At 68.4% G+C, this 26,830-nt stretch carries 24 protein-coding genes; 11 read left to right on the forward strand and 13 right to left on the reverse strand.

Annotated features, from left to right (window positions below; all coding sequences use genetic code 11):
- Positions 1-305: 305 nt before the first annotated feature.
- Positions 306-2,162 carry a glycoside hydrolase family 15 protein gene (locus tag AD72_RS14270; protein WP_031466983.1) on the reverse strand — a complete coding sequence of 619 codons (1,857 nt, stop codon included), beginning with the start codon at positions 2,160-2,162 and terminating at the stop codon, positions 306-308.
- Positions 2,163-2,392: 230 nt separating this feature from the next.
- On the opposite strand from AD72_RS14270, the gene AD72_RS14275 reads away from it, so the two are divergent.
- The 3 genes from AD72_RS14275 to AD72_RS14285 are packed head-to-tail and all read left to right on the forward strand — an operon-like array spanning position 2,393 to position 4,640.
- A complete protein-coding gene (locus tag AD72_RS14275; protein WP_031466984.1) occupies positions 2,393-2,785 on the forward strand; it encodes a hypothetical protein in 393 nt (130 codons plus the stop codon).
- A complete protein-coding gene (locus tag AD72_RS36530) occupies positions 2,785-4,266 on the forward strand; it encodes a PPE domain-containing protein (RefSeq protein WP_031466985.1) in 1,482 nt (493 codons plus the stop codon). Before AD72_RS14275 ends, AD72_RS36530 begins: the two co-directional genes overlap by 1 nt.
- Positions 4,263-4,640, forward strand: coding sequence for a sterol carrier family protein (locus tag AD72_RS14285; RefSeq protein WP_031466986.1), 378 nt, complete (start codon positions 4,263-4,265; stop codon positions 4,638-4,640). The genes AD72_RS36530 and AD72_RS14285 overlap by 4 nt, the downstream gene beginning before the upstream one ends.
- On the opposite strand, the gene AD72_RS14290 is transcribed toward AD72_RS14285, so the two are convergent.
- Entirely contained in the window at positions 4,620-5,234 is a 615-nt protein-coding gene (locus tag AD72_RS14290) for a class I SAM-dependent methyltransferase (RefSeq protein ID WP_031466987.1), read from the reverse strand. The genes AD72_RS14285 and AD72_RS14290 overlap by 21 nt on opposite strands.
- A gap of 24 nt (positions 5,235-5,258) precedes the next feature.
- On the opposite strand from AD72_RS14290, the gene AD72_RS14295 reads away from it, so the two are divergent.
- Both AD72_RS14295 and AD72_RS14300 read left to right on the forward strand, forming a co-directional pair.
- On the forward strand, positions 5,259-6,305 hold the full coding sequence (locus AD72_RS14295; protein ID WP_051898602.1) for a TrmH family RNA methyltransferase: 1,047 nt from the start codon (positions 5,259-5,261) through the stop codon (positions 6,303-6,305).
- A gap of 10 nt (positions 6,306-6,315) precedes the next feature.
- The gene (locus AD72_RS14300) at positions 6,316-6,852 is read left to right on the forward strand and encodes a PaaI family thioesterase (RefSeq protein ID WP_031466989.1); all 537 of its coding nucleotides are present in this window, start codon (positions 6,316-6,318) and stop codon (positions 6,850-6,852) included.
- Here the strand turns inward: AD72_RS14300 and AD72_RS14305 are convergent.
- The gene (locus AD72_RS14305; RefSeq protein WP_031466990.1) at positions 6,842-7,678 is read right to left on the reverse strand and encodes an SDR family oxidoreductase; all 837 of its coding nucleotides are present in this window, start codon (positions 7,676-7,678) and stop codon (positions 6,842-6,844) included. The two genes, AD72_RS14300 and AD72_RS14305, sit on opposite strands and share 11 nt — an antisense overlap.
- Positions 7,679-7,767: 89 nt before the next feature.
- Here AD72_RS14305 and AD72_RS14310 point away from each other — a divergent pair, with 89 nt between their 5' ends.
- Positions 7,768-8,577 carry an SAM-dependent methyltransferase gene (locus tag AD72_RS14310; protein WP_031466991.1) on the forward strand — a complete coding sequence of 270 codons (810 nt, stop codon included), beginning with the start codon at positions 7,768-7,770 and terminating at the stop codon, positions 8,575-8,577.
- Here AD72_RS14310 and AD72_RS14315 read toward each other — a convergent pair.
- Together AD72_RS14315 and AD72_RS14320 are read right to left on the reverse strand one after the other, a co-directional pair.
- The gene (locus AD72_RS14315) at positions 8,550-9,455 is read right to left on the reverse strand and encodes an alpha/beta fold hydrolase (protein WP_031466992.1); all 906 of its coding nucleotides are present in this window, start codon (positions 9,453-9,455) and stop codon (positions 8,550-8,552) included. The genes AD72_RS14310 and AD72_RS14315 overlap by 28 nt on opposite strands.
- A gap of 131 nt (positions 9,456-9,586) precedes the next feature.
- Positions 9,587-10,777, reverse strand: coding sequence for a L,D-transpeptidase (locus tag AD72_RS14320; RefSeq protein WP_051898603.1), 1,191 nt, complete (start codon positions 10,775-10,777; stop codon positions 9,587-9,589).
- Between the two features lie 130 nt (positions 10,778-10,907).
- Here AD72_RS14320 and AD72_RS14325 point away from each other — a divergent pair, with 130 nt between their 5' ends.
- The 3 genes from AD72_RS14325 to AD72_RS14335 all read left to right on the forward strand — a co-directional run bounded on the left by AD72_RS14325 (position 10,908) and on the right by AD72_RS14335 (position 15,073).
- Complete coding sequence (locus AD72_RS14325; protein WP_031466994.1) at positions 10,908-12,278, forward strand: FAD-binding oxidoreductase; 1,371 nt, start codon at positions 10,908-10,910, stop codon at positions 12,276-12,278.
- Between the two features lie 6 nt (positions 12,279-12,284).
- Positions 12,285-13,517 carry an SAM-dependent methyltransferase gene (locus tag AD72_RS14330; RefSeq protein ID WP_031466995.1) on the forward strand — a complete coding sequence of 411 codons (1,233 nt, stop codon included), beginning with the start codon at positions 12,285-12,287 and terminating at the stop codon, positions 13,515-13,517.
- A gap of 227 nt (positions 13,518-13,744) precedes the next feature.
- Positions 13,745-15,073: an MFS transporter gene (locus tag AD72_RS14335; protein WP_231644833.1), complete on the forward strand. Its 1,329-nt coding sequence runs from the start codon at positions 13,745-13,747 to the stop codon at positions 15,071-15,073.
- On the opposite strand, the gene AD72_RS14340 is transcribed toward AD72_RS14335, so the two are convergent.
- From AD72_RS14340 to AD72_RS14355, 4 genes are all read right to left on the reverse strand, one after another.
- Complete coding sequence (locus AD72_RS14340; RefSeq protein WP_031466997.1) at positions 15,045-16,199, reverse strand: acyl-CoA dehydrogenase family protein; 1,155 nt, start codon at positions 16,197-16,199, stop codon at positions 15,045-15,047. The two genes, AD72_RS14335 and AD72_RS14340, sit on opposite strands and share 29 nt — an antisense overlap.
- On the reverse strand, positions 16,200-18,164 hold the full coding sequence (locus AD72_RS14345; protein ID WP_031466998.1) for an ATP-binding protein: 1,965 nt from the start codon (positions 18,162-18,164) through the stop codon (positions 16,200-16,202). It abuts the gene before it with no gap.
- Between the two features lie 3 nt (positions 18,165-18,167).
- Entirely contained in the window at positions 18,168-19,772 is a 1,605-nt protein-coding gene (locus AD72_RS14350; protein ID WP_031466999.1) for a carboxyl transferase domain-containing protein, read from the reverse strand.
- 75 nt (positions 19,773-19,847) lie between these two features.
- Entirely contained in the window at positions 19,848-20,660 is an 813-nt protein-coding gene (locus AD72_RS14355) for an SGNH/GDSL hydrolase family protein (protein ID WP_031467000.1), read from the reverse strand.
- A gap of 178 nt (positions 20,661-20,838) precedes the next feature.
- Between AD72_RS14355 and AD72_RS14360 the strand changes: the two genes are divergently transcribed.
- Positions 20,839-21,414, forward strand: coding sequence for an SACE_7040 family transcriptional regulator (locus tag AD72_RS14360; RefSeq protein WP_031467001.1), 576 nt, complete (start codon positions 20,839-20,841; stop codon positions 21,412-21,414).
- Here AD72_RS14360 and nicT read toward each other — a convergent pair.
- The 4 genes from nicT to AD72_RS14380 form a co-directional block, all read right to left on the reverse strand.
- Positions 21,394-22,443 (reverse strand): Nickel transporter NicT, encoded by a 1,050-nt coding sequence (gene nicT / locus AD72_RS14365; RefSeq protein WP_231644835.1) that lies wholly within the window; start codon positions 22,441-22,443, stop codon positions 21,394-21,396. The two genes, AD72_RS14360 and nicT, sit on opposite strands and share 21 nt — an antisense overlap.
- Before the next feature lie 150 nt (positions 22,444-22,593).
- Positions 22,594-23,715: a homoserine O-acetyltransferase MetX gene (gene metX, locus AD72_RS14370; RefSeq protein ID WP_031467003.1), complete on the reverse strand. Its 1,122-nt coding sequence runs from the start codon at positions 23,713-23,715 to the stop codon at positions 22,594-22,596.
- Entirely contained in the window at positions 23,708-25,018 is a 1,311-nt protein-coding gene (locus AD72_RS14375; protein WP_031467004.1) for a bifunctional o-acetylhomoserine/o-acetylserine sulfhydrylase, read from the reverse strand. The genes metX and AD72_RS14375 overlap by 8 nt, the downstream gene beginning before the upstream one ends.
- 13 nt (positions 25,019-25,031) lie before the next feature.
- Positions 25,032-26,009 (reverse strand): isopenicillin N synthase family dioxygenase, encoded by a 978-nt coding sequence (locus AD72_RS14380; protein ID WP_031467005.1) that lies wholly within the window; start codon positions 26,007-26,009, stop codon positions 25,032-25,034.
- Positions 26,010-26,130: 121 nt separating this feature from the next.
- On the opposite strand from AD72_RS14380, the gene AD72_RS14385 reads away from it, so the two are divergent.
- On the forward strand, positions 26,131-26,829 hold the full coding sequence (locus AD72_RS14385) for a Clp protease N-terminal domain-containing protein (protein ID WP_051898604.1): 699 nt from the start codon (positions 26,131-26,133) through the stop codon (positions 26,827-26,829).
- Position 26,830: the final 1 nt, after the last annotated feature.

Consider the following 26,830-nt stretch of genomic DNA (forward strand, 5'->3'; position numbering starts at 1 on the left):
TAATCTTCGGAACGGTTTGCCTGTTCGCGAAAACGGAGACCGAAGTGAACAATTCCGCACGCCTAATTGCGCGAAAATCCACGGTTCCGATCGCGAATCCCCACGCCCCCGTCGATACACGGAGCCGTCGAAGCTTTCACGCAAACCGGTCACGCGGCAAGTGTGCGTGACTGATGTGGCGGTTGTAAACAGTTGTGGTCAAAGTTGCGCATGGTACTACGCAGAGTTCATCTGATCGGGCGGCGACACGCGGTACTTCGCAGGAAACTCATACAGTGAGTACTAGCGCGACGCAGCGCACAGAGCTATTTCGCCCGGGTACGGTCCCGATGATGCCTGCGGTGCACGCCGTCTCCCCACAGCGTGGCCGCGCTGTTCACCAGTGCGAGGTGGGAGAACGCCTGCGGGAAGTTCCCGATGAACCGCTGCTGCTCCGCGTCGTATTCCTCGGCGAGCAGGCCGACATCGTTGGCCAGCCCGAGTAACCGCTCGAACATCGCCTCGGCCTGTTCCCGGCGCCCGGCGAGCGCCAGCGCGTCCACGTACCAGAAGGAGCACATCAAAAAAGCGCCCTCCTTTCCGGAGAGCCCGTCCAGTCCCTGCTGGTCACCGGTGGTGTACCGATCCACGAGGTCGCCGTGCGCGAGTTCCCTGCCGACCGCGTCGATGGTGCCGAGCATGCGCTCGTCGTCGCCGGGAAGGAACCCGACCGAGGACAGCCGCAGCGTGGCCGCGTCCACCGTCGTTCCCCCGTAGTACTGGGTGAACGTGCCGAGCTCGGCGTTGTACCCGTGCTCGAGCACCTCGGCGTGCATCGCCTCGCGCCTCTCCCGCCAGCGCTGCACCGGCCCGGGAAGGCCCGATTCGCAGGCGCGCACCGCCCGGTCGAAGGCCACCCAGATCATCACCCGCGAGTAGACGAAGTACCGGTCCTCGCCGCGCACCTCCCACAGTGACTTGTCCGGCTGCTGCCAGATCGTCTCCAGGTGGCGCATCAGCCCGCGCTGCATCGCCCAGGACTCCGGGGTCTCCTCCAGCCCGCGCTCGCGCGCCAGCTGCAACGCGTCCATGACCTCGCCGAACACATCCAGCTGCCGCTGCCGGAACGCCCCGTTGCCCACCCGTACCGGGGCCGAACCGTGATAGCCGGGCAACCAGTCCAGCTCCTGTTCGAACAGGTGCCTCGACCCGTCGATGCCATACATGATCTGCAGATCGCTCGCATCCCCCGCCAGTGCCCTGTGCAGCCAGCGCCGCCAGGCGAGCGCCTCTCCCGAACGGCCGAAGTTGTCCAGCGCGAGCAGGGTCAGCGTGGCATCGCGCAGCCAGCAGTACCGGTAGTCCCAGTTGCGCTCTCCGCCGATGGTCTCTGGCAGCGAGGTGGTGGGCGCGGCCACGATGCCCCCGGTCGGCGCGTAGGTCAGCGCCTTGAGCGTGAGCAGCGAACGGCGCACGGTCTCCCGGTGCGGCCCCTCGTAGCGCAGCCCGCTCGCCCAGTCCCGCCACCAGCGCTCGGTGTTCTCCACCTCGGTCGCCGGATCGATCACCGGCTGGTGCACCTCGGGATCCGGGCAGTAGGACAGCGCCCAGGACAGCTGCTCGCCCTCGTCGAGGGTGAACTCCGCCCCGTGCACGCGCTCCGAGTCGACCCGATAGGGGAGCAGGTCCCCGTGCAGGGTGACCGCGCTCGGACCGGCGACCGCGAGGATGTACTCCCCGTCCTCCGCGCGCACCCGGCGCACCCAGGGGATCGAGTCCCCGTAGGCGAACCGCAGCACCCAGCGCATCTCGAGGGTGACTTCACCGGAGATCCCGATCACGGTGCGCACCACGGCCGGCGCGTCATCGGTGTCGGTCTGCTGCGGCTGCATCGCGTCGACCAGCCGCACCACGCCCTCCTCGGTGTGGAAGTCGGTCTCGAGCACCATGGTGGTGTCCCGGTACCGCCGTTCCACCTTGGTGACCTGCGCGGCCGGCGCGATCCGCCAGTGCCCGTGCGATTCGTCGCCGAGCAGCCTGGAGAACACCGAGGGGGAATCGAAGCGGGGAAGACACAGCCAGTCGATGGAGCCGTCCTTGCCGACGAGCGCGGCGGTGCGCATATCGGAGAGCAGCGCGTAGTCCTCGATCGGCCCGGGGGCGCTTCGCTGGTCAGCAGTCACATCCGGACCCTATCCCCGGGGCCGGGGCACCCCGGGGCGCCCGGTAATAACGTTTCGCCCGGCCCCTCGCACGCGCGCGCGGAGATTTTTCGACGGCTCCGCTGTGTACCTGTGCGTGATTTTGTATGGTGAAGTGGCTCAAATGGGGCGATCGGATCTCCGGGAACCGGACCACCGCGTCATACGTCGCAGCTACGATCGTCGCATCGATACGCGAGCAGGGAGGCGCAGTGTCTACACCAGGTGGGAACACCGGGCAGCCGGACGTACCGGCGCCGGGTGGGTCGCAGCGGCTGCACGTCGATCCGGCTTCGATCGGGGCGGCCAAGCAGGCATTCAGTGAGGCGCTCGATGGCGTGCAGCAGCAATTGCGCCGCATCCAGTCCGCCCACCAGCAGCCCTGGGCGGGGGACCCGGTGAGCGCCGAGACCGCGCAGGCGATCAACAACCGCACCAAGGGCGGCGCCGAGGAGTTCAACGCGGAGAACGTGCTGCTCAACTACGCGCGCCAGCTCAGCAATGTGGTCGAGGGGCTGCAGCGCACCGAGCGCACCTACCGCGATTCCGAGGACGACAACGCGGCGATGTGGCACAAGCACGCACGCGAAGGGGGTGGCCAGTAATGACGGACATGCGCTGGCGCGGACAGAACCACGAGACGCTGTACAACTGGATCAACAGCGGCGAGGGCGCCCGCGCGGCCACCCCGCAGCTGGAGTACTGGGAGGGCCTCAAGCGCTCGCTGGTGGACATCAGCGGCCGGCTCAACGACTCGCTGAACAAGATCGGTGCCAACTGGGAGGGCAGCGCGGGAGAGGCCGCACACAAGGGCATGACCCCGCTGCGGCAGTGGGCGGACGCCGCGCAGGCCGCGGCCGATGTCATGCGCCAGACCGCGCAGGACCAGGCCGATCACGTCTCGACCGCGCGCGCCAAGATGCCCGAGCCGGTACCCAAGACCGACGGCGGCGCCATGTCCTGGCCCGCCGAGGGCGCAGCGCCTCCCGGACAGGGCAAACCGGCCAACCCGGCGGCCGCGATCGCACTGCACGGCAAGGACCTGGAGACGGTCGAGCGCGCGGCGGGGGACGCCTCGGAGCGCGCCGTGCAGGTGATGAACGAGTACCAGACGGCCAGCGAGCACAACGCGGGCACCATGGCGAACTTCTACAACCCGCCGAACATCGTGCTGGAGGTCGGTAACCAGCTCATCTCCGGTGGCGCCGCGTTCTCCGGCGGGCACAACCGGGCGGGTTTCCAGCACACCGGGAACCAGGACCCGACGCCGCGGTTCAACACCGAGACCGCGGGCTACGGCTCCGCGCCGACCGGGATGTCCGGAACCGGTGCGCAGCCGCACCTGCCGAGCTCGGCCCCGGCGCCCGCCGCCGCGGCCAGCTACAACGAAAGCGCGGCGGGAACCCTGGGCGCGAGCGCGGCACTCGGCGCGCTCGGCGGCCAGCTCGCCCCGAAACTCGCCCCCGGCGGGTTCACCGGCGCGGCCTTCGGCGGTCGCGGCGGCAAGGACGAGGAGCGCTCCTCCGGTTCCCGGCCGGGTGCCACGACCGGAGCGACCAACGCGGCCGCGGCGAACACCACGCCGTCCTCGGCCCCGCAGAACAACACCCCGGCCGGTGCCCCGATGTCCCCCGGCATGGGCGCGGGGGGCGCGGGCATGAGCGGTGGGGACACCACCAAGGGCGGTAACCCCTACCTCGCCAACCGCGGTCTCACCGGGAACTCCCCGAATTCGGAGGGCTTCGACCCGCTCGGCCAGGACAAGCCGAGCGCGGGCGGGCACACCGGAGCGACCGTGCAGGCGGGCAACCAGCAGCACGGCGGCGGTGGGGCCGCCGGCGGCGCGCCGGTGCAGCACCAGCAGCAGCCGGGCGGGTACGGCTCCTACGGCGCGGACATGCAGCACCCGGCGGGGATGCCACCCGCTGGCGCGGGCGGTGCCGGCGGGGCCGGTGGCGCGGGCGGCTTCGGCGGCAGCGGCGGCGACCAGGTGCACGAGCAGAACTCCTTCCTGGTCTCGGCGGACAACGTGTTCGGCGACGACGAGATCAAGGTCGCCCCGCCGGTCATCGGTGAGGACTACTGAGCAGGAAACGCATCGACCCGGCGCAGGCCCGTGCGGCGGTCGGCGAGGTCCTTCCGTGGCTTCGCGGAGAGGCCGAGCCTCCCGCCCGCACGGTCCTCGCGCCCGCGGTCCGGCTCAGCCTGCGGCTGCTCGAACAGCTCGCGCCCGGGCACACCGTCGAGGTGCGGGTGCCGCCGTTCGCCGCGGTGCAGTGCATCGAGGGGCCAAGGCACACCCGCGGAACGCCCCCGAACACCGTGGAAACCGATCCGCGCAGCTGGCTGCTGCTCGCCTGTGGCCTGCTGGGCTGGGCGGAGGCCGTGGACCAGGGCGCGGTGCAGGCCTCCGGGCACCGCGCGGATCTGTCCGCCGAGCTACCCCTGCTGCGGTTCTGAGGTTCGCGCGGTCACCTCGAGCACCCGGAATCCCCGGTGCGAGGCGAGCCGTTCGGTCGGGTACCCCTGCGCGATGAGCCAGGCGGCCAGCGAATCCGAGCCGAGGTTGCGCTGCACCACCAGGTAGGCGCGCCCGTCCTCGGTGAGCCGGGAAAGCCAGCGCAGCAGCAGCTCGTGCAGCGCGGCCTTGCCGATGCGCACCGGCGGATTCGAGTACAGATAGTCGAAGCGCAGCGCATCGGGCACCTCGTCCGGGGCGCAGGCGGTCAGGTTCGCCGCTCCGAGCCGTTCGGCGTTCGCCCTGGTCAGCTCGATGGCGCGCTCGTTCGTGTCGATGCCGTACACCCGCGAACCGGGCCGGTGCAGCGCGAGCGCGCAGGCGATGGGCCCGTATCCGCAGCCGAGATCGAGCACCGTGCCATCGGTGTCCGGCCAGGGCATCTCGTCCAGCAGCACCGCGGTGCCCTTGTCGAGGTGGTCCTTGGCGAACACCCCGGCATCGGTGCCGAGCTCGAAGTCCAGCTCACCCGCGCGCACCGGGACCACGCCCGGACGGGACCGCGCCTCCGGTCGCTGACTGAAGTAATGCCCCACGCGGCGAGAGGTTACCTTGCACGAATGGCGATCATCAGCTCGGTGAAGGATCCCCGCATCGCCGCCGTGCGGGAGCTGAGCACCGCGACGGCCCGGCGCGCGGCGAACAAGTGCGTACTCGAGGGCGAACTGCTCATCGAACAGGCCATCGAGGCGGGTGCCGCGCTGGAGTTCGTGCTGCTCGCCGAGCGCGCACTGGACCGTGCACCGGACTGCCCGGTGCACGAGGTCACCCCCGGCGTGCTCAAACAGGCGCTGCGCAGCCAGAAACCGGTGACCGCGCTCGCCGTCGCCGAGCTCGGCGCGCAGTCCGGGGAGTTCGGCGAGCTCGCCCTCGTCGCCGAGGACATCGCCGATCCGGGCAACCTCGGCACCATCGTGCGCACCGCATGCGGGCTCGGTGCCACCGATATCGTGCTCACCGAGGAGCGCGCCGATCCGACGAGCAGGCGGGCCCTCGAGGCCTCCCGCGCGGCAGTGCTGCGGGCCAGCCTGCACCGCTACCCGGATCCCGCCACCGCGCTGGATTCCTTGCACGCCTTGGGTTTCGAGATCGCGGTGACCGCACCTGCCGGGCGCACCGTTCCCGCGCTCACCCCGCTTTCCGGCGGCCCGCTGGCCGTGGTGCTCGGCAACGAGACCACGGGGGTCAGCGAGGCCGTGCTGGAGCGCGCGGATCACGTGGTGCGCATTCCGATGGCCACCGAGGTGGAATCGCTGAACGTCGGGGTCGCCACCGGGGTGGCCCTTGCCGCGCTGCGCGAGCGGATGCTGGCCGTCTCGCTACCGCGGCGCTGCGCGGCAGCGGTGTTCCCGGAACCGGTGCGGGCCGCGCTCGCTGCCCGGCTCGGTTCCCTCGGGCACGCCGCACCGGCCGAGTTCGAGGCGCTGACCGCGGCGGGCGCCGGGCGGGAAACCCCGCTGGACGAGACCCTGCGCGCCAAGGGCTGGCTCGACGACCGGGGCCTGAGCACCGAGGGCAGGGCCCAGCTGCTCGCGCTGTGGCCGGAGTACACGGCGGCACTGCGAGCCTGCCCACGTGGGACGGACAAACCGGGGAACCCGACCTAGGCTCAATGAGATGAGCATGGCTAAGTGGCCGCCCGTGGAGGTCGAACAGGCCACACGACACCCGAAGGCGCCCGCACCCGGGCAGCTGCTCGGCGAGCACTACCGGGACTGTTTCGGCTGCGGCAGCGGCACACCGGGCGGGCTGCACCTGCGCACCACCGCGGGTGAGGGCGCGACGGTGCGCGCCGAGTTCAAGGTCAGCGAGGCACATCAGGGTGCGCCGGGGCTCGCGCACGGCGGGGTGCTCACGGCCGCGTTCGACGAAACACTCGGCGCGGTGTGCGGACTGGTCAGCTATCCCGCGGTCACCGGGAAACTGGAGACCGACTTTCTCCATCCGGTCCCGGTCGGCAGTGTGCTGCACATCGACGCCCGGGTGGACGGGATCGCCGGGCGCAAGCTCTACACCAGCGCGCTCGGCAGGCTGGACGCTCCGGACGGCAGACTCGCCCTGCGCGCGCGGGCGCTGTTCATCCGGGTCGGCATCGAGCACTTCCGCGAACACGGCACGCCGCCGCAGGATTGGGGCAGCGAGGTCAACCCCTGACCCGCTGCTCGTAGGCGGTGCGCTCGGCCGAATGCGCGCCGCTGGCCAGCAGCTGGTCCGCCTTGAGGGTGCGGGCCATCCAGTCGGTGAACCCGCGCGGCAGCGCCCGCGGCAGTTTCAGCAGCGCACCGGCGAATCCGGGAACGAAGACGTCGAACCGGGGGAACTGCAGCACCCGCACGATCGCGGCGGCCACATCCTCGGGCGCCACGGATTTCACCAGCTTGGCCTCGCCGAGCCCGCTGGCCAGTTCGGTGCGCACGATGCCGGGCAGCACCACCGAGATGTCCACCCCGGTACCGCGCAGTTCCCTGGCCACGGCATCGGAGAAGCCGACGACCCCGTGCTTGGTCGCGCAGTAGGTCGCCCCGCCGGGGAACCCGCCGACTCCCGCGATCGAGGCGATGTTCACGATGTGGCCTCGGCGGCGCGCCTTCATCCGGCGCATCGCCTCCTTGGTGCCGTGGATGACCGCGAACAGGTTGATCTCCAGCTGCTTGCGCGCGGTTCCGGTCGGTTCCTCGTCCGCGGGGCCGAGCGGCATGATGCCCGCGTTGTTGATCAGCACATCGATCGGCCCGGCCCGCCGCTGCGCCTCGTCCAGGAAAGCGGTGAACGCCTCCGGATCGGTCACGTCGACCTGCAGCGCGATCGGCTCCTTGTCCAGGCGCTGGGCGGTCTCCTCGGCGGTGGCCAGGTCGATGTCCCCGATGACCACCTTGGCACCATGCGCGACAAGGGCACTCACCGTCGCGGCGCCGATTCCGCGCCCGCCGCCGGTGATGACGACGACTTTCCCGCTCAGACTCCTCGGCTGCTTCGCCATCGGGCCTCCTCGCCTCGAACCTGCGAACGAACCTACAAGCAATCCATCCTGCATGTAAATATCGTTCGGTCATCGGGCAGTATGGTTCCGTGACCGAAGACCAGTCCTGGGCGCCCGCCGATGTGGATCCCGAGCGGCCGAACGCGGCCCGGATGTACGACTACTTCCTCGGTGGCGGGGCCAATTTCGCCGCCGATCGCGAATACGCGCGCAAGATCATCGAACTCGCCCCTGAGGTGCGCACCGCGGCCCGGCTGAACCGGGCCTTCCTGCGCCGCTCGGTGGAGTACTGCCTCGACAACGGGGTGCGCCAGTTCCTCGACATCGGTTCGGGCATCCCCACCGCGGGCAATGTGCACGAGATCGCCGCACAGCGCACCGGAGAGGCGCACGTGGTCTACGTGGATCACGAGGCCGTCGCGGTGACCACCGCCGAGCGGCTGCTCGCCGCGGAGCCGAACGCCCGTGTGGTGCGCGCGGACCTGCGCGATCCCGAGACGATCCTGCGCTCCGATGCCACGCGCGCGCTACTCGACCTGGACCGGCCGGTCGCGCTGCTGATGGTCGCGGTACTGCACTTCATCCCGGACTCCCCGGAGCTGGACCGGGCGATCCGCCATTATCTGGACGCCCTCGCGCCGGGCAGTGTCGTCGTGGTCTCGCACGCGACCACCGAGGGCGATCCCGACCGGCTGGACAAGGCCGCCGAGCTCTACCGGAACAGTTCCACCCCGTTCATCCAGCGCAGCGCCGCGGAGATCACCGCTTTCCTGGACGGGACCGAAATCGTCGACCCCGGGCTGGTGTGGACCCCGCAGTGGCGCCCGTACGCACCGGCGGATGTGCCCGAACACCCCGAGGAATCCCGCTTCTACGCCTGCGTCGGCCGCAAACCCTGAAGCGGCCGCCATTCCCGGAGCGCGGCGACGAACTCCCCCGGCGCATCGGATTCCACATAGAGGCCCGCACCCTCGACGATCACGGTCTCGCGCTCGGGGAAACTCGCTTCCAGGCGTTCCCGTTCCCGGGGTCGGAAACCGATCTGGGCGTCGCTCCACACGATCAGCGTCGGCAGCCGGCCCAGCTCCGCGAGTCCGGCCTGGACCTCGGTGAAGAACGCCCGGCTCGCGGTCATCCTGCGCGGGAGCACGGCGGAGGCCTGGCGAGGCGCGGGAGTGTCCAGCGCCCGGCGATAGTGGGTCAGCTCGGCAGCGGTGACCTTCCGCCTGCGGTGCCCCATCGGGACGAACGCCTTGGCGACCAGGTTGAAGTGCCGGGACAGGAACCGGATCGGGGCTCCGCCCGCGAGGAGCGCGAAGGCCTCGAAGTAGGGATCGCCGTTGACCGGCCAGGCCCAGGCATTGGCGAGCACCAGCCGATCGAAGGCGCCCGGCCGCCGGGAAGCGGCGGCCAGCCCGATCGGCCCGCCCCAGTCCTGCCCGACCAGGGTGGCCCCCTCGAGACCGAGCGCGTCGAGAAACCCGGTGACCACCTCCGCGTGTTCCTCGGGCAGGAAACGGTAGCCCGGCTTCGGCGTGGACAGGCCGAACCCCGGGTAGTCCAGCGCGATGCACCGGAAGTCCGCACGCAGCGCGCGGATCACCTCCCGCCAGAGGAACGACCAGGTCGGATTGCCGTGCAGGAGCAGCAGCGTCGGCCCGGCGCCCTCGTCGACGTAGTGCACGGTATGCCCGTCGATAGCGATGAACCGGCTCTCGAACGGGAACAGCTCCGCATCGACCCAGGCGGGCCGCACCCCCGCCACGCCACCGGACATGGTGACCCCCTCTCGGCCGCACAACGGCCTTGAGATTGTCACTTGCACTTGAAATAGTCAAGTGCAAGTGGGTGGAGTGCACGAAAAACCGCCCCCGGCACGCGGCCGGGGGCGGTTCTCGGTTCGGGGGCTCAGTTCTTGTGCAGTGCACTGCCCTTGAGCCACTGGTCCCAGGAGAGCGACCAGTCACCGTAGAGGTCGTAGACCGGAAGCTTCCCGCCCCCGTTGGCCACCTCGACCACATCACCGACGCCGAAGTTCTCGAAGAACCAGGAAGCGTTCGCCTCGTTCAGGTTGATGCAGCCGTGCGAGACGTTGGAACTGCCCTGGGAACCGACCGAGGCCGGATTCTCGTGCACGAACTCGCCGTCGTTGGAGATCCGCTCCGCGTAGTACTCGGTCGTGTTGTAGGCGTGCGGCCCGCTGCAGACACCGTAGGTACAGGAGTTCATCTGGTAGGAGCGCGACTTCGAGGAGACCACGTGCGTGCCGCTGTGCGTGGGGGTGTCGTCCTTGCCCATCGAGACCGGCATCGTCTTGACCGCCTTGCCGTTGTGCTCGATCGTCATCTTCTCGGTGTTCGCGTCCGCCTTGGCGATCCACGAGTCGTGCACCGTCAGGTCGAGATCGCGGTCGGCCTTGCCGTACACCCCGTCGCCGAGGTTCACCCCGTAGATGCCGACGTGCAGGTGGATCTTGGTGCCCGGCTTCCAGAACTCCTTGGGCCGGTAGTCGACCTGCTTGTCGTCGATCCAGTGCCAGGCGCCCTCCTGGTTGGGTGTGGAGGTCACCTGCAGCGCCTTCTCGGCCGCGGCCTTGTCGGTGATCTTGTGGTCGAACTGCACGACGAGCGGGAGCCCGACGCCGATGCTGTTGTTCGAACCGGGCGGCGGGATCAACGCGGGATAGGCGGTCGTCTTCGGATCGATCGTGTGCACGGTCGATTTCTTGTCGGTGTTCTTACCGTCTCCGTTGGCCTTCGCGTCCACGTTGTACGTCGCCCCGTAACCGAGGTCTTCCGTGGTGTGCCACGAGGTCTTGTCCGGAGAAAATTCCCCTTTGACCGCTTTGCCCTTTTCATTGGTCACGGCGACATTCGTCAGTTTGCCGTTCGCGACCTTCACATTGATCGGTGCATTCGGGCTCAGCTGCGCACTGGCCGCCGGCGTGATCGCGATCGTGGCGTCCTGCGCATCGTCGCCACCGCCGCCACTGCCTCCGTTACCCGAACCACCACTGCATGCGGCGAGCAGCAGTGTGGCCGCACCAGCGAGCGCGACCACACCGAGTCGCGCACGATTCTGCCGTCGGTTCTTCGTCATCGACCGATTCAATCCCTTCGCCCTCACTCCCCTGTTATTGGTGACGCATCGGGGCGGCCCACGTTGCTGCGGACCGCCCTAATCGCGGGGATTAAGCCGTGAGCGTGATCACGCAGTTAACATCGACCTCATGTCCGACTCCGGCCGCCTGCCAGACTACTCCTCCGCCGTACGCGATCTGCGTGCCCAGTACACCGCCTTTCCCCCGGGTACCCCCGTCCGGCTGGGCAAGGCCACCTCGAACCTGTTCCGCTTCCGGGACAACGGCGGACCGCGCCTGGATGTCGCCGCGTTCGACCAGGTATTCAGCGTCGACCCGGTCACGAGGACCGCGGAGGTCGGCGGGATGACCACCTACGAACACCTGGTCGACGCGACACTGCAGCACGGGCTGATGCCGCTCGTCGTCCCGCAACTGAAAACGATCACCCTCGGCGGGGCGGTAGCGGGGCTCGGTATCGAATCGACATCGTTTCAGCACGGTTTGCCGCACGAATCCGTACTGGAAATGGACATTCTCTGCACGGACGGTGAAATCGTCACCGCATCCGCCGAGCAGAACCCCGATTTGTTCACTACCTTCCCGAATTCCTACGGAACGCTCGGTTACGCATTGCGATTGCGCATCGAACTGCAGCCGGTTTCCCCGTACGTCCGGCTGCGCCACGAGCGATTCGGTTCGGCGAGCGAGGCGGTGGCCGCGATCGAGCAGATCTGCGCCGAGCGGAGCTGGCGCGGGATCGGAGTGGACTTCATCGACGGCACCGTGTTCAGCCGCGAGGAGTGCTACCTGACCCTGGGCAGCTTCGTGTCCGAGGCGCCCGGCGGCACCAGTGACTACGCGGGCCAGCGGGTGTACTACAAATCGCTGCGCGAGCGCCCGGTGGACAACCTGACGGTGCGCGACTACCTGTGGCGCTGGGATGTGGACTGGTTCTGGTGCTCGAGGGCACTCGGCGCGCAGCACCCGCTGGTGCGCCGCTTCTGGCCACGCGCGAAACGGCGTTCGGATGTCTACCGGAAGGCCGTCGCGCTCGATCGCAAATACGGCTTCAGTTCCAAGGGTGCGAAACTGGTCGGCAAACCACAGCGCGAGCCGGTGATCCAGGATGTGGAGATCCCGGTCGAACGGCTCGCCGAATTCCTCGATTTCTTCCACACCGAGATCGGCATTTCCCCGGTCTGGCTGTGCCCGCTGAAACTGCGCGGGGAACGCACCTGGCCGCTGTATCCGATGGAAGCGGAAAAGCTGTACGTCAACGTGGGTTTCTGGGCGACCGTCCCGCTCGCAGGCTGGGAACAGGAGGGGCACTTCAACCGGCTGATCGAGCACAAGGTCACCGAGCTCGGCGGGCACAAATCGCTCTACTCGGAATCGTTCTACACCGAAGAGGAATTCTGGAAACTCTACAACGGCGCCGCCTACGAAAAGGCGAAGAAGAAGTACGACCCTCAGTCGAGGGCCAAAGATCTGTACACGAAATGTGTTCTCGGAGGATAGTACGCAATGCGGATCGCTGATGTTTTCTCGCGTATCGCCGGATCGGAATTTCCCGTCGAAGTGCGCGCCTATGACGGAAGTAGCACCGGAGACCGGAACGCGCCGGTGCGGCTGGAGATCAACTCTCCGCTCGCGCTGTCCTACTTCGCCTCGGCACCCGGGCAGCTCGGTGTGGCCCGTGCGTACGTGGCGGGCACCATCGACGTGGTCGGGGACATGCACACCGGCCTTTCCCTGATGCCGAAGCTGAGCATGGCCGATATTCCGCGGGATCTGCGGCTCAAGGTGTTCGCCAAGCTGGCCGCCGCGCGGTTCTGGTGGCCGGTACAGCCGCCGCCGCAGGAGTCGAATGTGCGCGGGCGGCGGCATTCGAAAAACCGGGACGCGAACGCCATCCACCACCACTACGACGTCTCGAACACCTTCTACCGCTACGTGCTCGGTCCCTCCATGGCCTACACCTGCGCGGTCTACGGCGCGGAGAAGGACAGCCTCGAACAGGCCCAGTTCAACAAGCACGACCTGATCGCGAAGAAGATCGGGCTGCGCGAGGGCATGCGGCTGCTCGATGTCGGCTGTGGCTGGGGCGGCATGGTGCTGCACGCGGCGCGCGAATACGGCGTGCGGGCCATCGGGGTCACCCTGTCCAAGCAACAGGCCGAATGGGGCCAGCGCGCCATCAAGGAGGCCGGGCTCGACCACCTCGCCGAGATCCGGCACTCGGACTACCGCGACATCCCGGAGACCGAGTTCGACGCCATCTCCTCCATCGGGCTCACCGAGCACATCGGGATGGCCGAGATCCCCGGCTACTTCCGGTCCCTGTACGCCAAACTCGTGCCCGGCGGGCGGATGCTCAACCACTGCATCACCCGCCCCGACGACTCCATGGCGGCCGAGACCGGGCCGTTCATCAACGGGTACGTCTTCCCGGACGGCGAACTCGAAGGCCCCGGCTGGCTCGCCTCCACCATGAACGCGGCGGGCTTCGAGATCCGGCACTCCGAGAACCTGCGCGAGCACTACGCGCTGACCCTGCGCGACTGGTGCGCCAACCTCGAGGAGAACTGGCAGGCCGCCGTGGCCGAGGTCGGCATCGCGACCGCGCGGGTGTGGCGGCTCTACATGGCGGCCTCCCGGATGGGCTTCGACCGCAACATGATCCAGCTGCACCAGATCCTCGGGGTGAAGCTGGACGGGGAGAACTCGCACATGCCGCTGCGCCCCTCGTTCACCTGATCTCCACGGCATAGCGCAACGGCGCCCGCGATCGGCTGTCGCGGGCGCCGTTTCGTGCTCCCGGCGCCGCCGAAACTGTGCGGCGGATCACCGCGTGTCGACTTCCTTACCGCGGTTTCCCGGTACGGCACTGTGTTCGGCGAACGTATTGCCGAGAGTCGAGGAGAACGGTGATAACCGATGAAAATGCCGGGACGTGGCGGCAGCTGCGGTCGTACGGCGCGACGGTGGTCGTGTTGGCCGGCGGGGTGTTCGTCGGTGCGGTGAGCATCTATCTGGCGGCGAGCCTGCTGCCGACGGCGGTGGAACAGATCGGCGGCCGGGAGCTCTACGCCTGGAACATGACGGTTTTCCTGGCCGGTCAGGTCATCGCGGCGATGCTGACGGCCACCGTGCTGCGCCGGATCGGTGCCCGGCCGGCCTATGCCACGGGATTCGGGGTGTTCGCGGCGGGCTCGGTGGTGTGCGCGCTCGCCCCGGCGATGCCGCTCATGCTGGCCGGGCGCGGACTGCAGGGACTCGGCGCCGGTCTGCTCAGCGGGCTGGGGTTCGCGTTGATCCAGGCGAGCCTGCCGTCCGCGCTGTGGTCCCGGGGCACCGCGGTGATCTCGGCGATGTTCGGGGCAGGGAACTTCGTCGGTCCCGCGGTCGGTGGCGCCATGGCCCAGGCGGGGGCCTGGCGCTGGGCGTTCGCCGCGCTCGCGAGCTGCGCGGTGCTGCTCGGCGGCGTCGCCGTGCGGGTACTCCGTCCGGACGGGGTTCCCGCGCAAGGCGAACTCCGGATACCGGTGTGGTCACTGGTGTCCGTGGTGGCGGCGACCGGCGCACTGAGCGTGGCCGGACTGAGCGAGTCCTGGACGGTCCGGCTCGCCCTCGTGTGCGCGGCCGCGCTCCTGCTGATCGGCTTCGTGCTGGTGGAGAGCAGGCACCCGGTCCGCGTGCTTCCGGTGTCCACCTACCGGGGTGGCTCGGCCATGCGGTGGGTGTATCTGACGATCGCGGCGCTGGCCTCGGCAGTCGCGGTGGAGACCTTCCTGCCGCTGTTCGGGCAGCGGCTGGGGCAGCTTCCTCCGGTGGTCGCCGGGTTCTACGGCGCCGCGCTTTCGCTCGGCTGGGCGCTCACCCAGATCGGCAGCGCCTCCGCGCGGGGCCGTGCGGTGTCCGTGCTGATCCCGGCCGGTCCGGCGGTGCTGACGGTCGGCCTCGCGGCGCTGACGCTGCTGTTCGTCCCGAACGCCTCCACCGTGCTCGTCCTCGTATGGCTGATCGCGCTTCTGGTGGCGGGCGCCGGAATCGGCATGGCGATGCCCCACCTGACCGCGCGGGCCATGTCGCTCGCGGAGGATCCGGCCGAGGCGCAGCAGGCGGCGGCAGCCGTGGCCACCGTGCTCACGATGGCCACCGCGACCGGTGCCGCGATCGCCGGGCTGCTGGTCAACATCGGTCAGCCGGAACTGACCGCCGCGGCCCGCTACCTGTTCGCCGGGTTCACGATCATCGCCCTGCTCGGGACAGGTACCGCCCGGCTCAGCGCAGGCCGAGTTCCCGGGCGATGAGCATCCGCTGCACCTCGGAGGTTCCCTCGCCGATCTCCAGGATCTTCGCGTCCCGGTAGAACCGGCCGACCGGGAACTCGTTCATGAAGCCGTAACCGCCGAAGATCTGGGTGGCATCCCGGGCGTTGTCCATGGCGGCGTTGGAGGCGGTGAGCTTGGCGATCGCCGCCTCCTTCTTGAACGGCTTGCCGCGCAACATCTTCCCGGCCGCGGCGTAGTAGGCCAGCCGCGCGTTGTGGGTGCGCAGTTCCATATCGGCGAGCTTGAACTGGATCGCCTGATACCCGCCGATGGGCTTGCCGAAGGTGCTGCGTTCGCGCGCATAACGCAGGCATTCGTCCACACAGCCCTGCGCGAGACCGGCGGAGAGCGCGGCGATCGCGATCCGGCCCTCGTCCAGAATGGACAGGAACTGGGCGTACCCGCGGCCGCGCTCGCCGACCAGGTTCTCGGCGGGAATCCGGCAGTCGTCGAAGGAGAGCGGGTGGGTGTCCGAGGCGTTCCAGCCGACCTTCGAGTATTTCTTCTCGACGGTGAACCCCGGGGTTCCGCTCGGCACCAGGATGGCGGAGATTTCCTTGCTGCCATCGGGTTTCTTTCCGGTGACCGCGGTCGCGGTGACCAGCGCGGTGATATCGGTTCCGGAGTTGGTGATGAACGCCTTGGACCCGTTGAGCACCCATTCCCCGTTGTCCAGCACGGCGGTGGTGCGGGTGGCCCCGGCATCGGAGCCGCCGTCCGGTTCGGTGAGCCCGAACGCGCCGAGCTTCGTTCCGGCGGTCAGTTCGGGCAGCCAGCGGCGTTTCTGCTCCTCGGTGCCGAATCGGTAGAGCGGCATGATCCCGAGCGAGACCCCGGCTTCCACGGTGACCGCCACCGAGGAGTCCACCCGCGCGAGTTCCTCGAGCGCGAGGCACAGCGCGAAGTAATCCCCGCCCATGCCACCGTATTCCTCGCTAACCGGGAGCCCGAACAGGCCCATCCGGCCCATCTTCCCGACGATCTCGTACGGGAACTCGTCGCGTTCGTAGAAGTCCCCGATCACCGGGGCCACCTCGGCCTGCGCGAACTCCTCGACGGTCTTGCGCAGGGCCTCGTGCTCTTCACCAAGCTCGAAGTCGATCATTCAACTCACCTCGATTACCGCGAGAACTTCGCCGAGTGCCACGGATTTCCCGACCTCGGCAGGCAGTTCGGTCACCACTCCGTCCGCCGGGGCGGTGATGGTGTGCTCCATCTTCATCGCCTCGACGACCGCGATGGGGGCGCCGGCGCGCACCGTTTCCCCGAGTGCGGCCTTGACCAGCAGCACGGTGCCGGGCATCGGGGAGACCACCGGCCCACCACGCGCCCCGGCCTCTTTCCGGTTCGCCGCGAGCCGCTCGATCTCGGTGAGCTGCCAGCAGGCGCCCTCGTGTGCGAGCCACAGCGAATCCTCGGTGCGCGCCTCGGCGTAGACCCGGCGCACCCCGGCGAATTCCACGACCAGCGCACCATCGGCCCGGTGCGCGCTCGCGGTGACCGGTTCGGCCTCCCCGATCGCGACCTCGGCCCGTTCGGCGCGTCCGCGCAACGCGATCGCGAACGGGTCCCCGCCGGGAACCGCCAGCTGCCACCGGGTCCAGGCGTGTTCCCCGATCCGCCAGCCACCGGGCGTACGCCACGGATCGGTGCCCGCGTTGGCCTCCTGCCACAGTGCGCGTTCCATGGCCGCGGCGACGAGCACGTGCTCCGGCGGCTCGGTTTCCAGGTAGCTCTCGAGATTCCGCTCGACCAGTCCGGTGTCGAGTTCGCCTGCGCGCACCTGCGGATCGGCGAGCAGGGCGCGCAGGAAGGCGATGTTGTTCGGCACCCCGAGCAGCACGGTCTCGCCGAGCGCGGTGCGCAGTTTCCCGATCGCCTCGTCCCGGCTCGGTGCGTGCGCGATGTACTTGGCGAGCATCGGGTCGTAGTGACTGGTGACGCTGTCCCCGCGCTCGATCCCGGAATCCACCCTGACCTGTGCGGGTTCGGCGAGCGCGTGCACGGTTCCTCCGGAGGGCAGGAAACCCAGCTCCGACACGGTTTCCGCGTACACCCGCACCTCGATCGCGTGCCCGTCGAAGGCCGGTTCGGTGACCGAGAGCGGGAGCCCGGCCGCGGCACGCAGCTGCTGTTCCACCAGATCCACCCCGGTGACCAGTTCGGTGACCGGATGCTCGACCTGCAGCCGGGTGTTCATCTCCATGAAGAAGAACTCCTCCGGCCGGTCCCCGGAAACGATGAATTCCACCGTGCCCGCGCCGACATAGCCCACCGCGGCGGCCGCATCGACCGCGGCGGCGCCCATCCGTTCCCGCGTCGCCGCATCGAGCAGCACCGAGGGGCACTCCTCCACGATCTTCTGGTGACGGCGCTGTAGCGAGCATTCCCGTTCACCGAGGTGGATCGTGTTGCCGAGGGAGTCGGCGAGCACCTGGATCTCGATGTGCCGCGGATTGCGCACGAACCGCTCGATCAGCAGCGTGTCGTCCCCGAAGGCGGCGGCCGCTTCCCGGCGCGCGGAGGCGATCGCCTCGGGCAGTTCCCCTGCCTCGGTGACCTGGCGCATGCCTTTGCCCCCGCCACCCGCGGATGGTTTGAGCAGCACCGGAAATCCGACCTCCGCGGCGGCCTCGATCAGCTCCGCGTCGCTCATCCCCGCTTCGGTTCGCCCCGGAACGACCGGAACCCCGGCCGCGGTCACCGTCTGCTTGGCGCGGATCTTGTCCCCCATCGCCTCGATCGCGCTCGACGGCGGGCCGATGAACACGATCCCCTCGCGCGCGCAGGCCGCGGCGAATTCGGTGTTCTCACTGAGGAACCCGTATCCCGGATGGATCGCCTGCGCACCGCTGACCCGGGCGGCCCGGAGAATGTCCGGAATGGACAGATAACTGCGCGCGGCCTCGGCCGGTCCGATGCGCACCGCGCTGTCCGCCGCGCGCACGTGCCGCGCGTCCGCGTCCGCATCGGAGTACACCGCGACCGAGCGAATTCCCATCCGTCGCAGGGTTTTCGCGATCCGGACCGCGATCTCACCGCGGTTGGCGATCAGTACCGTTTCGAACATCGCTCACATCCGGAAGACGCCGTTGGAAATGGGTTCGAGCTCGGCATTGGCCGCCGAGGCGAGCCCCAGTCCGAGCACCATGCGGGTGTCGGCGGGATCGATGACCCCGTCGTCCCAGATCCGCGCGGTGGAGTAATAGGGATTCCCCTGTTCCTCGTACTGCTCGCGGATCGGGTCCTTGAATTCCTCCTCCGCTTCCGCGCTCCAGTCGTCGCCGAGCTGTTCCCGGCGCACCGTGGCGAGCACCGAAGCGGCCTGTTCCCCGCCCATGACCGAGATCCGCGCGTTCGGCCACATCCACAGGAACCGCGGTGAATAGGCGCGCCCGCACATGGAATAGTTCCCCGCGCCGAAGGAACCGCCGATGATCACGGTGAACTTCGGCACCCGCGCGCAGGCGACCGCGGTTACCATTTTCGCGCCGTGCTTGGCGATTCCGCCCGACTCGTACTGCTTGCCGACCATGAACCCGGTGATGTTCTGCAGGAACACCAGGGGAATCTTGCGCTGATCGCACAGTTCGATGAAATGCGCGCCCTTCATCGCGGACTCGGAGAACAGCACCCCGTTGTTCGCCACGATCCCCACCGGATGACCGTGGATCCGCGCGAAACCGGTCACCAGGGTGGTGCCGTAGTTCTGCTTGAACTCCGCGAACCGGGAACCGTCCACGACCCTGGCGATCACCTCGCGCACATCGTAGGGAGTGCGCGAATCCGTCGGCACCACACCGTAGAGCTCATCGGCCGGGTAGGCGGGCGGCTCCGGCTCGGCACGCTCCCATGGCGGGGCGGCCCGCGGGCCGAGCGTGGACACGATCTGGCGCACCAGCTGCAGCGCGTGCGCATCGTCCTCGGCGAGGTGATCGGTGACCCCGGAGGTGCCCGAGTGCAGTTCCCCGCCGCCCAGTTCCTCCGCGGTGACCACTTCCCCGGTCGCCGCCTTCACCAGGGGCGGGCCGCCGAGGAAGATCGTGCCCTGCTCGCGCACGATCACCGCCTCGTCGCTCATCGCGGGCACATAGGCGCCACCGGCCGTGCAGGATCCGAGCACCGCGGCGATCTGCGGGATGCGGCGCGCGGACATGGTCGCCTGGTTGTAGAAGATCCGCCCGAAATGCTCCCGGTCGGGGAACACCTCGTCCTGGCGCGGCAGGAAGGCCCCGCCGGAGTCGACCAGGTAGATGCACGGCAGGTTGTTGTGCAGCGCCACCTCCTGGGCGCGCAGGTGCTTCTTCACCGTCATCGGGTAGTAGGTACCGCCCTTGACCGTGGCGTCGTTGGCCACGATCACGCACTCCCGGCCGTTCACCCTGCCGATCCCGGTGATGATCCCCGCCGCGGGTGCCTCGTCGGAGTACATGCCGTTGGCCGCGAGCGTGGACAGCTCGAGGAACGGGGAACCGGGATCGACCAGCGCGTCGACCCGGTCGCGGGGCAGCAGCTTCCCGCGCGCCACGTGCCGTTCACGGGATTTGGCCGAGCCCCCGAACCGCGCGGTCGCCAGCCGGTCTTCGAGTTCGGTACGCAGCGCGGCATGTGCCTCGGCATTGCTCGTGAACGCCGCCGATGCCGGATCGGCCTTGCTCTGCAGCACGGGCGCGTCCATCCTGCTCCTCGTTAGTCGCCGTTAACCCTGCCTAGAGGTTAACGCTTACTAACAGGCGCGTCCAGTGCACGTGTCCTAGACCGCGGCGGCCGCCTTGCTCGCCGCGCTGAAGGCGGGCAGATAACCCTCGGACTGTCCCTTCTTGTTCGGGTGATAGGACTCGTCGACCGGCCAGGTGGTGCTGTGCAGCCACGGATCGGAGGTGCAGATCAGGTGCGGGGCGAAGGCCGAGCGCACATCGGCGAAGGTGGCACCGGCGGCCTTGGCGCGCGCGGCGATCTCGGTGTCGAGCTCGTCCGCGGCGTTGTTGATGTAGCCACGCGAGGTGTCCGAGAGGCCGACCGAGCAGGAGCCGCCGATCTTGTACAGCCGCGAGTAACCGAGCACCACGAGCTTGGCGTTCGGCGCCGCCGCCTTGATCTTCTGGTACGTGGTGTCGAGCTGGCCGGGCAGCGTCTTGTGCACGTAGTCGATCGCCTTGTCGGTCGCCGTCTTGCAGCCCGCGTCGCCGCCGGTGATGCAGGAGGTCAGGGTCGGGGTGAACCCCGCGTCGTTGCCGCCGATGTTGATCGAGACCAGGCTCGTCGACGAACTGAGCGCGGAGAGCTGGTCGGAAAGCACATCCCCGGTCTTGGCGCCGAGGCAGGCGACGAAGCTGAACGAGGCCGGTTTGTTCGCGTCCGCCCACAGCTTCGGGTAGGCGTTCGCGCTGCGCTTGCAGTTCCCCGAATCCGGGTCGTAGTCCCCGGAACCGACCCCGGCCGAGTAGGAGTCGCCGAGCGCGACGTAGTTCGCGGCCTGTGTCGCGTTCGCCGGAGCCGCGCCGAGTGATCCGAGTATTCCGACGCCGAGCGCGCACGCTCCGGCGAGACCGAGCAGTTTCCGCATGAGAGCCCCCTGGTTCCGTGCTGTGGACAGCTGTGAACGGTCACAGAACTTGTAGCACTCGCGGCCCCCGGAAGCGAGACCATTGCCACAAAATGCACCGAATGGACGCAGAACCTCGCGCGACGGCTACCGCGCGTTGTTAACAGCAGCTAACCTGACTGTGAAGAAAGGAGTTCGTGTGACGCTGGCGGAGGATACGGCGAAACCGGCGCGGCGCGAGCAGATCCTCGACGCCGCGGCCGGGCTGTTCGCCACACACGGCTACCACGGTGTCGGCATCGACGACATCGGCGCGGCCGTCGGCATTTCCGGCCCCGCGCTGTATCGGCATTTCCGTAGCAAGGATGCGATGCTCTCGGAAATGCTCACCGCGATCAGCGACCGGCTCTGGGCGGGCGGGCAGCAGCGGCGCACGGCCGAGGACCCGTTGCGCGAACTGATCGCCTTCCACGTGGACTTCGCGCTCGACAATCCCGCGCTGATCGTGGTCCAGGAGCGCAATCTGGCCCATCTGACCGAATCCGACCGCAAGCGGGTGCGGGCCCAGCAGCGCCGCTACGTGGAACTGTGGGTCGAGGCGATCCGCGCCACGATCCCGGAAACCGGGGAGCTCACCGCCCGCGCGGCCGCGCACGCGGTGTTCGGGCTGATCAACTCCACCCCGCACAGCAGGCTGCTCGGCCGCGAGCGGATGGCCGAACTGCTCACCGCGATGGCCCTCGGCGCGATCGAGTCACTCGCCGCGGGCGGCTGAACCGCTCGGGACACTCATCCGCTGTTCGACCTTCCCGATCCGCCACACCGCGAGCGCGATCGCCCAGGTGAGCACGAAAATCCCGACGATGGCGAAGCCGACGTAATCCAGATCGAGGTTCGCGATCCAGGCGAGCGGGCCGGAATTCACATCCAGTTTCTCGGCGAGCAGGCCGATCAGTTCGACCAGCCCGATCACCAGTGCCACCGCGACCGACAGCGCGGTGACCGTCATGTTGTAGTACACCTTGCGCACCGGGGTCGCGAACGCCCAGCCGTAGGCGAAGTTCATGAAACACCCGTCGATGGTGTCCAGCAGGCTCATCCCCGCGGCGAACAACAGCGGGAGGGTGAGAATCGCGTACCACGGAAGGGAAAACGCCGCCGCTCCACCCGCGAGCACCAACAGGCTGATCTCGGTCGCGGTATCGAACCCGAGCCCGAACAGCAGCCCGAGCGGGTACATCTGCCACGGTTTGCGGATCGAACGGGCGACCGGGCCGAGCAGCCGGTTCATGAATCCGCGGCTGGCCAGCCGCTGTTCCAGTTCCTGCTCGTCGTATTTCCCGGAGCGCAGTCCGCGGAACACCCGCACGATATGGCGCAGTGCCACCAGATTGAGCAGCCCGATCAGCATCAGGAAGACACCGGAGACCACCGTGCCGATCACCCCGGCCACCGCCTGCAGGGTCGAGGCCCCGTTCTCCACCTGCCCGGCGAGCGCCCGGATCCCGAAGCTGAGCAGCACGCACAGCCCGAACACCACCGAGGAATGCCCGAGCGAGAACCAGAAACCCACCGAAACAGGGCGTTTCTCCTCGGCCATGAGTTTGCGTGTGGTGTTGTCGATCGCGGCGATGTGATCCGCGTCGAACGCGTGCCGCATCCCGAGCAGATAGGCGGTGACCCCGAGCCCGACCCCGAACACCTGACTACCGGCGAGCGTGAAATGCCGCGGTGCCACCAGAAACACCAGCGAGCCCCAGCCGAGCGCGTGCAACAGCAGGATGAACGCGCCCATCCCGAGCATCGCGAGCTTGCCTTCCCGGCCCAGCCGCAGCGTGTCCGTCACCCAATCCTCCTCAGCACTGGCTTGCAGTTGCCAGTGTGTGGCAATAAGGCGGCGGAGGGAAGGGTTCTCACCCTGGGTACGCACGCTTCGCGCGGTTTGGGCGGTAATTCAACCGCTCAGGAATTCGGCGACCGGCTGGGCGAGTTGTTCGGTCTCGATCAGGAAACCGTCGTGCCCGTGCGGTGAGTCGAGCACCAGCAGGGGACGCGCTTTCGGCACCGTTTCGGCGATCTGGCGCTGCTGCTCGAGTGGGTAGAGCCGGTCCGAGCTGACCCCGACGGCCAGGGTTTCCGCGCTGATCGAACCGAGCGCGCGCTCCAGGCCACCGCGTGCGCGGCCGATGTCGTGCCCGTTCATGCTGCGGCTGAGCACGACGTAGCTGCCCGCATCGAAGCGGTGCATGAGCTTGCCCGCGTGATGGTCCAAATAGGACTCGATCGCGAATCTTCCGCCGTTGTAAGGGTCTTCTCCATCCTGGAACGAGCGGCCGAACCGGTCGTCGAATTCCAGGGCGCTGCGGTAGCTCAGCTGCGCCATGCGCCGCGCGGCACCGAGACCCTCGGTCGGCCCCTGCTCGACGTGGTAGTAATCCCCGCCGTTCCAGCGCGGATCCCCTTCTATCGTCCGGATCTGGGTGCTGCTCCAGGCGATCTGGTCCGCCGATGCGGCCGCGACCGTGGCCAGCGGAATGAGTTTGGCGACCCGGTCCGGGTACATCACCGCCCATTCCAGCGCGCGCATCCCGCCCATGGAACCGCCGATCACGGCTGCCCAGCGGGTGATGCCGAGGTGTTCGGTGAGTTCGAGCTCGGCCGCGACCTGATCGCGCACCGTCAGCGCGGGAAACCGGCCACCCCAGGGCCAGCCGTCCGGGCGCGGGGTGGCCGGACCGGTGGAACCCTGGCAGCCGCCGAGCACGTTCGGTGCCACGACGAAGTACCGCCGGGTGTCGATGGCCTTGCCCTCCCCGACAAGGCCGTCCCACCAGCCCGGCGAGGGATGCCCTGGGCCCTGCGCACCGGCGACGTGACTGTCCCCGGTGAGCGCGTGCTCGATCAGGATCGCGTTGTCCCGCGCGGGATTCAGCGTTCCCCAGGTCTCATAGGCGAGGGTGTACTCCGGGAACGCGGCCCCGGACTCGGTGAGCAGACCCCACCGGGCGGTGAAGAACTTCCGCCGCCCGGTGGGGTCTCCCTCCCGCCAGCCCCCGCTGATGGTTACCTCACTCACTCGTCCCCTTTGCCGCACGGAATCCGGATTCGAGGTCCGCCTTGAGGTCCTCGATTCCCTCCAACCCTACGGCGAGCCGCACCAGCCCGGGGGTGACCCCGCTGGAGAGCTGCTCGGCCTCGGAGAGCTGGCTGTGCGTGGTGGACGCGGGATGCACGATGAGGCTGCGCACATCCCCGATGTTCACCAGCTGACTGTGCAGTTCGGTGCCGTCCACGAACTTCCGGCCCGCTTCGACCCCGCCGCGCAGCTCGAAGGAGAGCACCGCACCCGCTCCGCGGGGCAGGTATTTCTGCGCGGCACCGTGATACGGGCTCGACGGCAGGCCCGCGTAGTACACCCGCTCCACCTCGCTGCGGGACTCCAGCCATTCGGCGAGCGCCTGCGCATTGGCCACGTGCCGCTCGAGCCGCAGGGACAGTGTCTCGATCCCTTGCAGGATGAGGAAACTGTTCAACGGGGAGATCGCGGCACCGGTGTCCCGGAGCAGCTGCACGCGCGCCTTCGCCGCATAGGCGCCCGGTCCGAGCGCCTCCCAGAACTTGAGGCCGTGATAGCTGGGATCCGGTTCGGTGAAACCGGGGAACCGCTGCGGATCGGCGCCGAAGTCGAAGGTTCCCGCATCCACCAGCAGCCCGGCCACCGTGGTGCCGTGCCCGCCGAGGTATTTCGTCGCCGAATGCAGCACCACATCCGCGCCGTGCTCGATCGGGCGGAGCAGATACGGCGTCGGAACCGTGTTGTCCACGATGAGCGGGACTCCGGAATCGTGCGCGATATCGGCGACCGCACGGATATCGAGCACATTGCTTCCCGGATTGGCCAGCGTTTCGGCGAAGAACAGTTTGGTGTTCTCCCGCGCCGCGGAACGCCAGGAATCGAGGTCGTCCTGATCGGAGACGAAACTGACCTCGATCCCCAGCTTCGGCAGCGTGTAGTGGAAGAGGTTGTAGGTCCCGCCGTAGAGCGCCGGGCTGGACACGATGTGGTCACCGGCATTGGCGAGGTTGAGCACCGCAGCGGTGGTGGCCGCCGATCCGGAGGCGAAGGCCAGCGCGGCCACCCCGCCCTCGAGCGCGGCGATGCGCTGCTCGAGCACTTCCTGGGTCGGATTGTTGATCCTGGTGTAGATGTTGCCCGGTTCCGCGAGGCTGAACAGGTCCGCGCCGTGCTGTGAATCGCGGAAGACATAGGAGGTGGTCTGGTAGATCGGGGTCGCTCGCGCACCCGTCGCCGGATCCGGTTCCGCTCCGGAGTGGATCTGCTTCGTCTCGAACGACCAGTTCGGCGGTGCTTCGGTCATGACGGTTTCTCTCCTAGGTGCGCTCTACGAGTTCCTTGTGGTGCCGGCTCGCTACCTCGGGATGGGCGCGCAGCCAGCCTTTCATGGCGTTGTTTCCGTACACGTCGAAAAGAGGGTTGTCCGGATCGGCGATGAATCCCGGTGCGTCCGCGACGAATTCGGCGGGTAATTGCCGCACCCGGTAATCGAGGCTCGGATTGTAGAAGAACGCCACCGAATACCGTTCCGATTCGGTGGCCACGACCCGGTGCGGGGTGGCGATCAGCCTGCCACGCGAGGCCACCTCGAGCAGTTCCCCGAGATTCACGATGAAGGCGCCGGGCCGCGGCTCGACGGCGATCTCCTGCCCGGCGCGCGGTTGCACCCGCAGACCGGGGACCCCGTCGGAGAGCAATAGGGTCAGGAAGCCGTAGTCCTTGTGGGTACCGACGCCCTGTTCGTTCGCCGCGGCACCGAGGCCCGGATAGCGGATCAGCTTGAGGTGTACGTGCGGGTCCTCGGCGAAGGCATCGGCGAAGAAACCGCGCGGACCACCGAGCGCGACCACGAACTCGTCGAGCAGGCGATCCGCAACCGGGCGCAGTTTCTCCAGCCAGCCGAGCACGATCGGGCGCAGTTCCGGGAGCGCGGGCGGCCAGAGGTTCGGTCCGCGCAACCAGTGATAGGCGGGTTCCCCCTCCGCGGGCGGGCGCGCCGGAAGTTCCTCGGCGATATCGAGCTGTTCCCGCGAATCGGCTCGCCCGTTCGTGTGTTCCGTGCCCAGCCTCGTGTACCCGCGGAAATGCGGCGAGCCCAGATTGCTGATCGCCAGCCGGTCCTGCTCCGGGAGGGCGAAGAATTCCTTGGTCACGGCGAGAATCCGGTCGATCTCCGACTGCGCGATCCCGTGCCCGGTCAGCTGGAAGAACCCGATTTCCTTGGCGGCACGCGCCAACTCCGCGCGACGGCTCTCGATCTCCGCGAGATTGATGACCGGAATGTCGAGCTCCATGCCCAGCGAAGCTAATGCCGCCGCCCACGGGCGACAACCGACGTCCAGGCATCGGGAAAGGATCGCGGTCCGCGTCAACTTCCACTTGACGATCCGGCGACGTCAACCTACCGTTGACGGCATGGCGAACATTCAACTGCACGAACTCATCGACGAACTCGAAGCGCAGACCCCCAGCGCCACCGAACTCGAACGGGTCGGCGAGGCCCAGCGGCGCGCCCAATCCCTGGCCGACCTCGGTGATCAGCTCGTCGGGCACTTCGTCGCCAGGGCACGGGACACCGGTGCGTCCTGGTCCCAGATCGGCGAAGCCATCGGCGTCTCCAAACAGGCCGCCCAGCAGCGAGACACCTTCCGGATGTACGAACGGTTCACCGATCGCGCCCGCCAGGCACTCGTCCAGTCCCAGGATGTGGCACGCACCCACAACGGCGCGTACATCACCAGCGAACACCTGCTGCACGGCACCCTGTCCATCCGGGAAGGAGTCGCCGCACTCGTCGTCGAACAGCTCAGCGGATCCCTGGACACCGTGCTCGAACAGCTCGAACAGCGGTTCCCGCGGGATGCCGAAACCCCGCCGCTGCGACTCGTCTACGCCGAAATGGGCCGCCGCGTCATCGACGAGACCATCAAGGTCGCGCTCAAGCTCAACCACAACTACGTCGGCACCGAGCACCTGCTGCTCGGCGTGCTCGCGGCGGGCGGACCGGCCGCGGCGCTGCTCGGCGAGCACGGCGTGACCAGCGAATCGGCGGAACCCGCGATCCTGGCGAAGGTCGAGGAGATCGTGGCGAACCTGAAACGCCAGCAGCAGTAGA

It is taken from the genome of Sciscionella sediminilitoris (assembly GCF_000737195.2).
Taxonomy (GTDB): domain Bacteria; phylum Actinomycetota; class Actinomycetes; order Mycobacteriales; family Pseudonocardiaceae; genus Sciscionella; species Sciscionella sediminilitoris.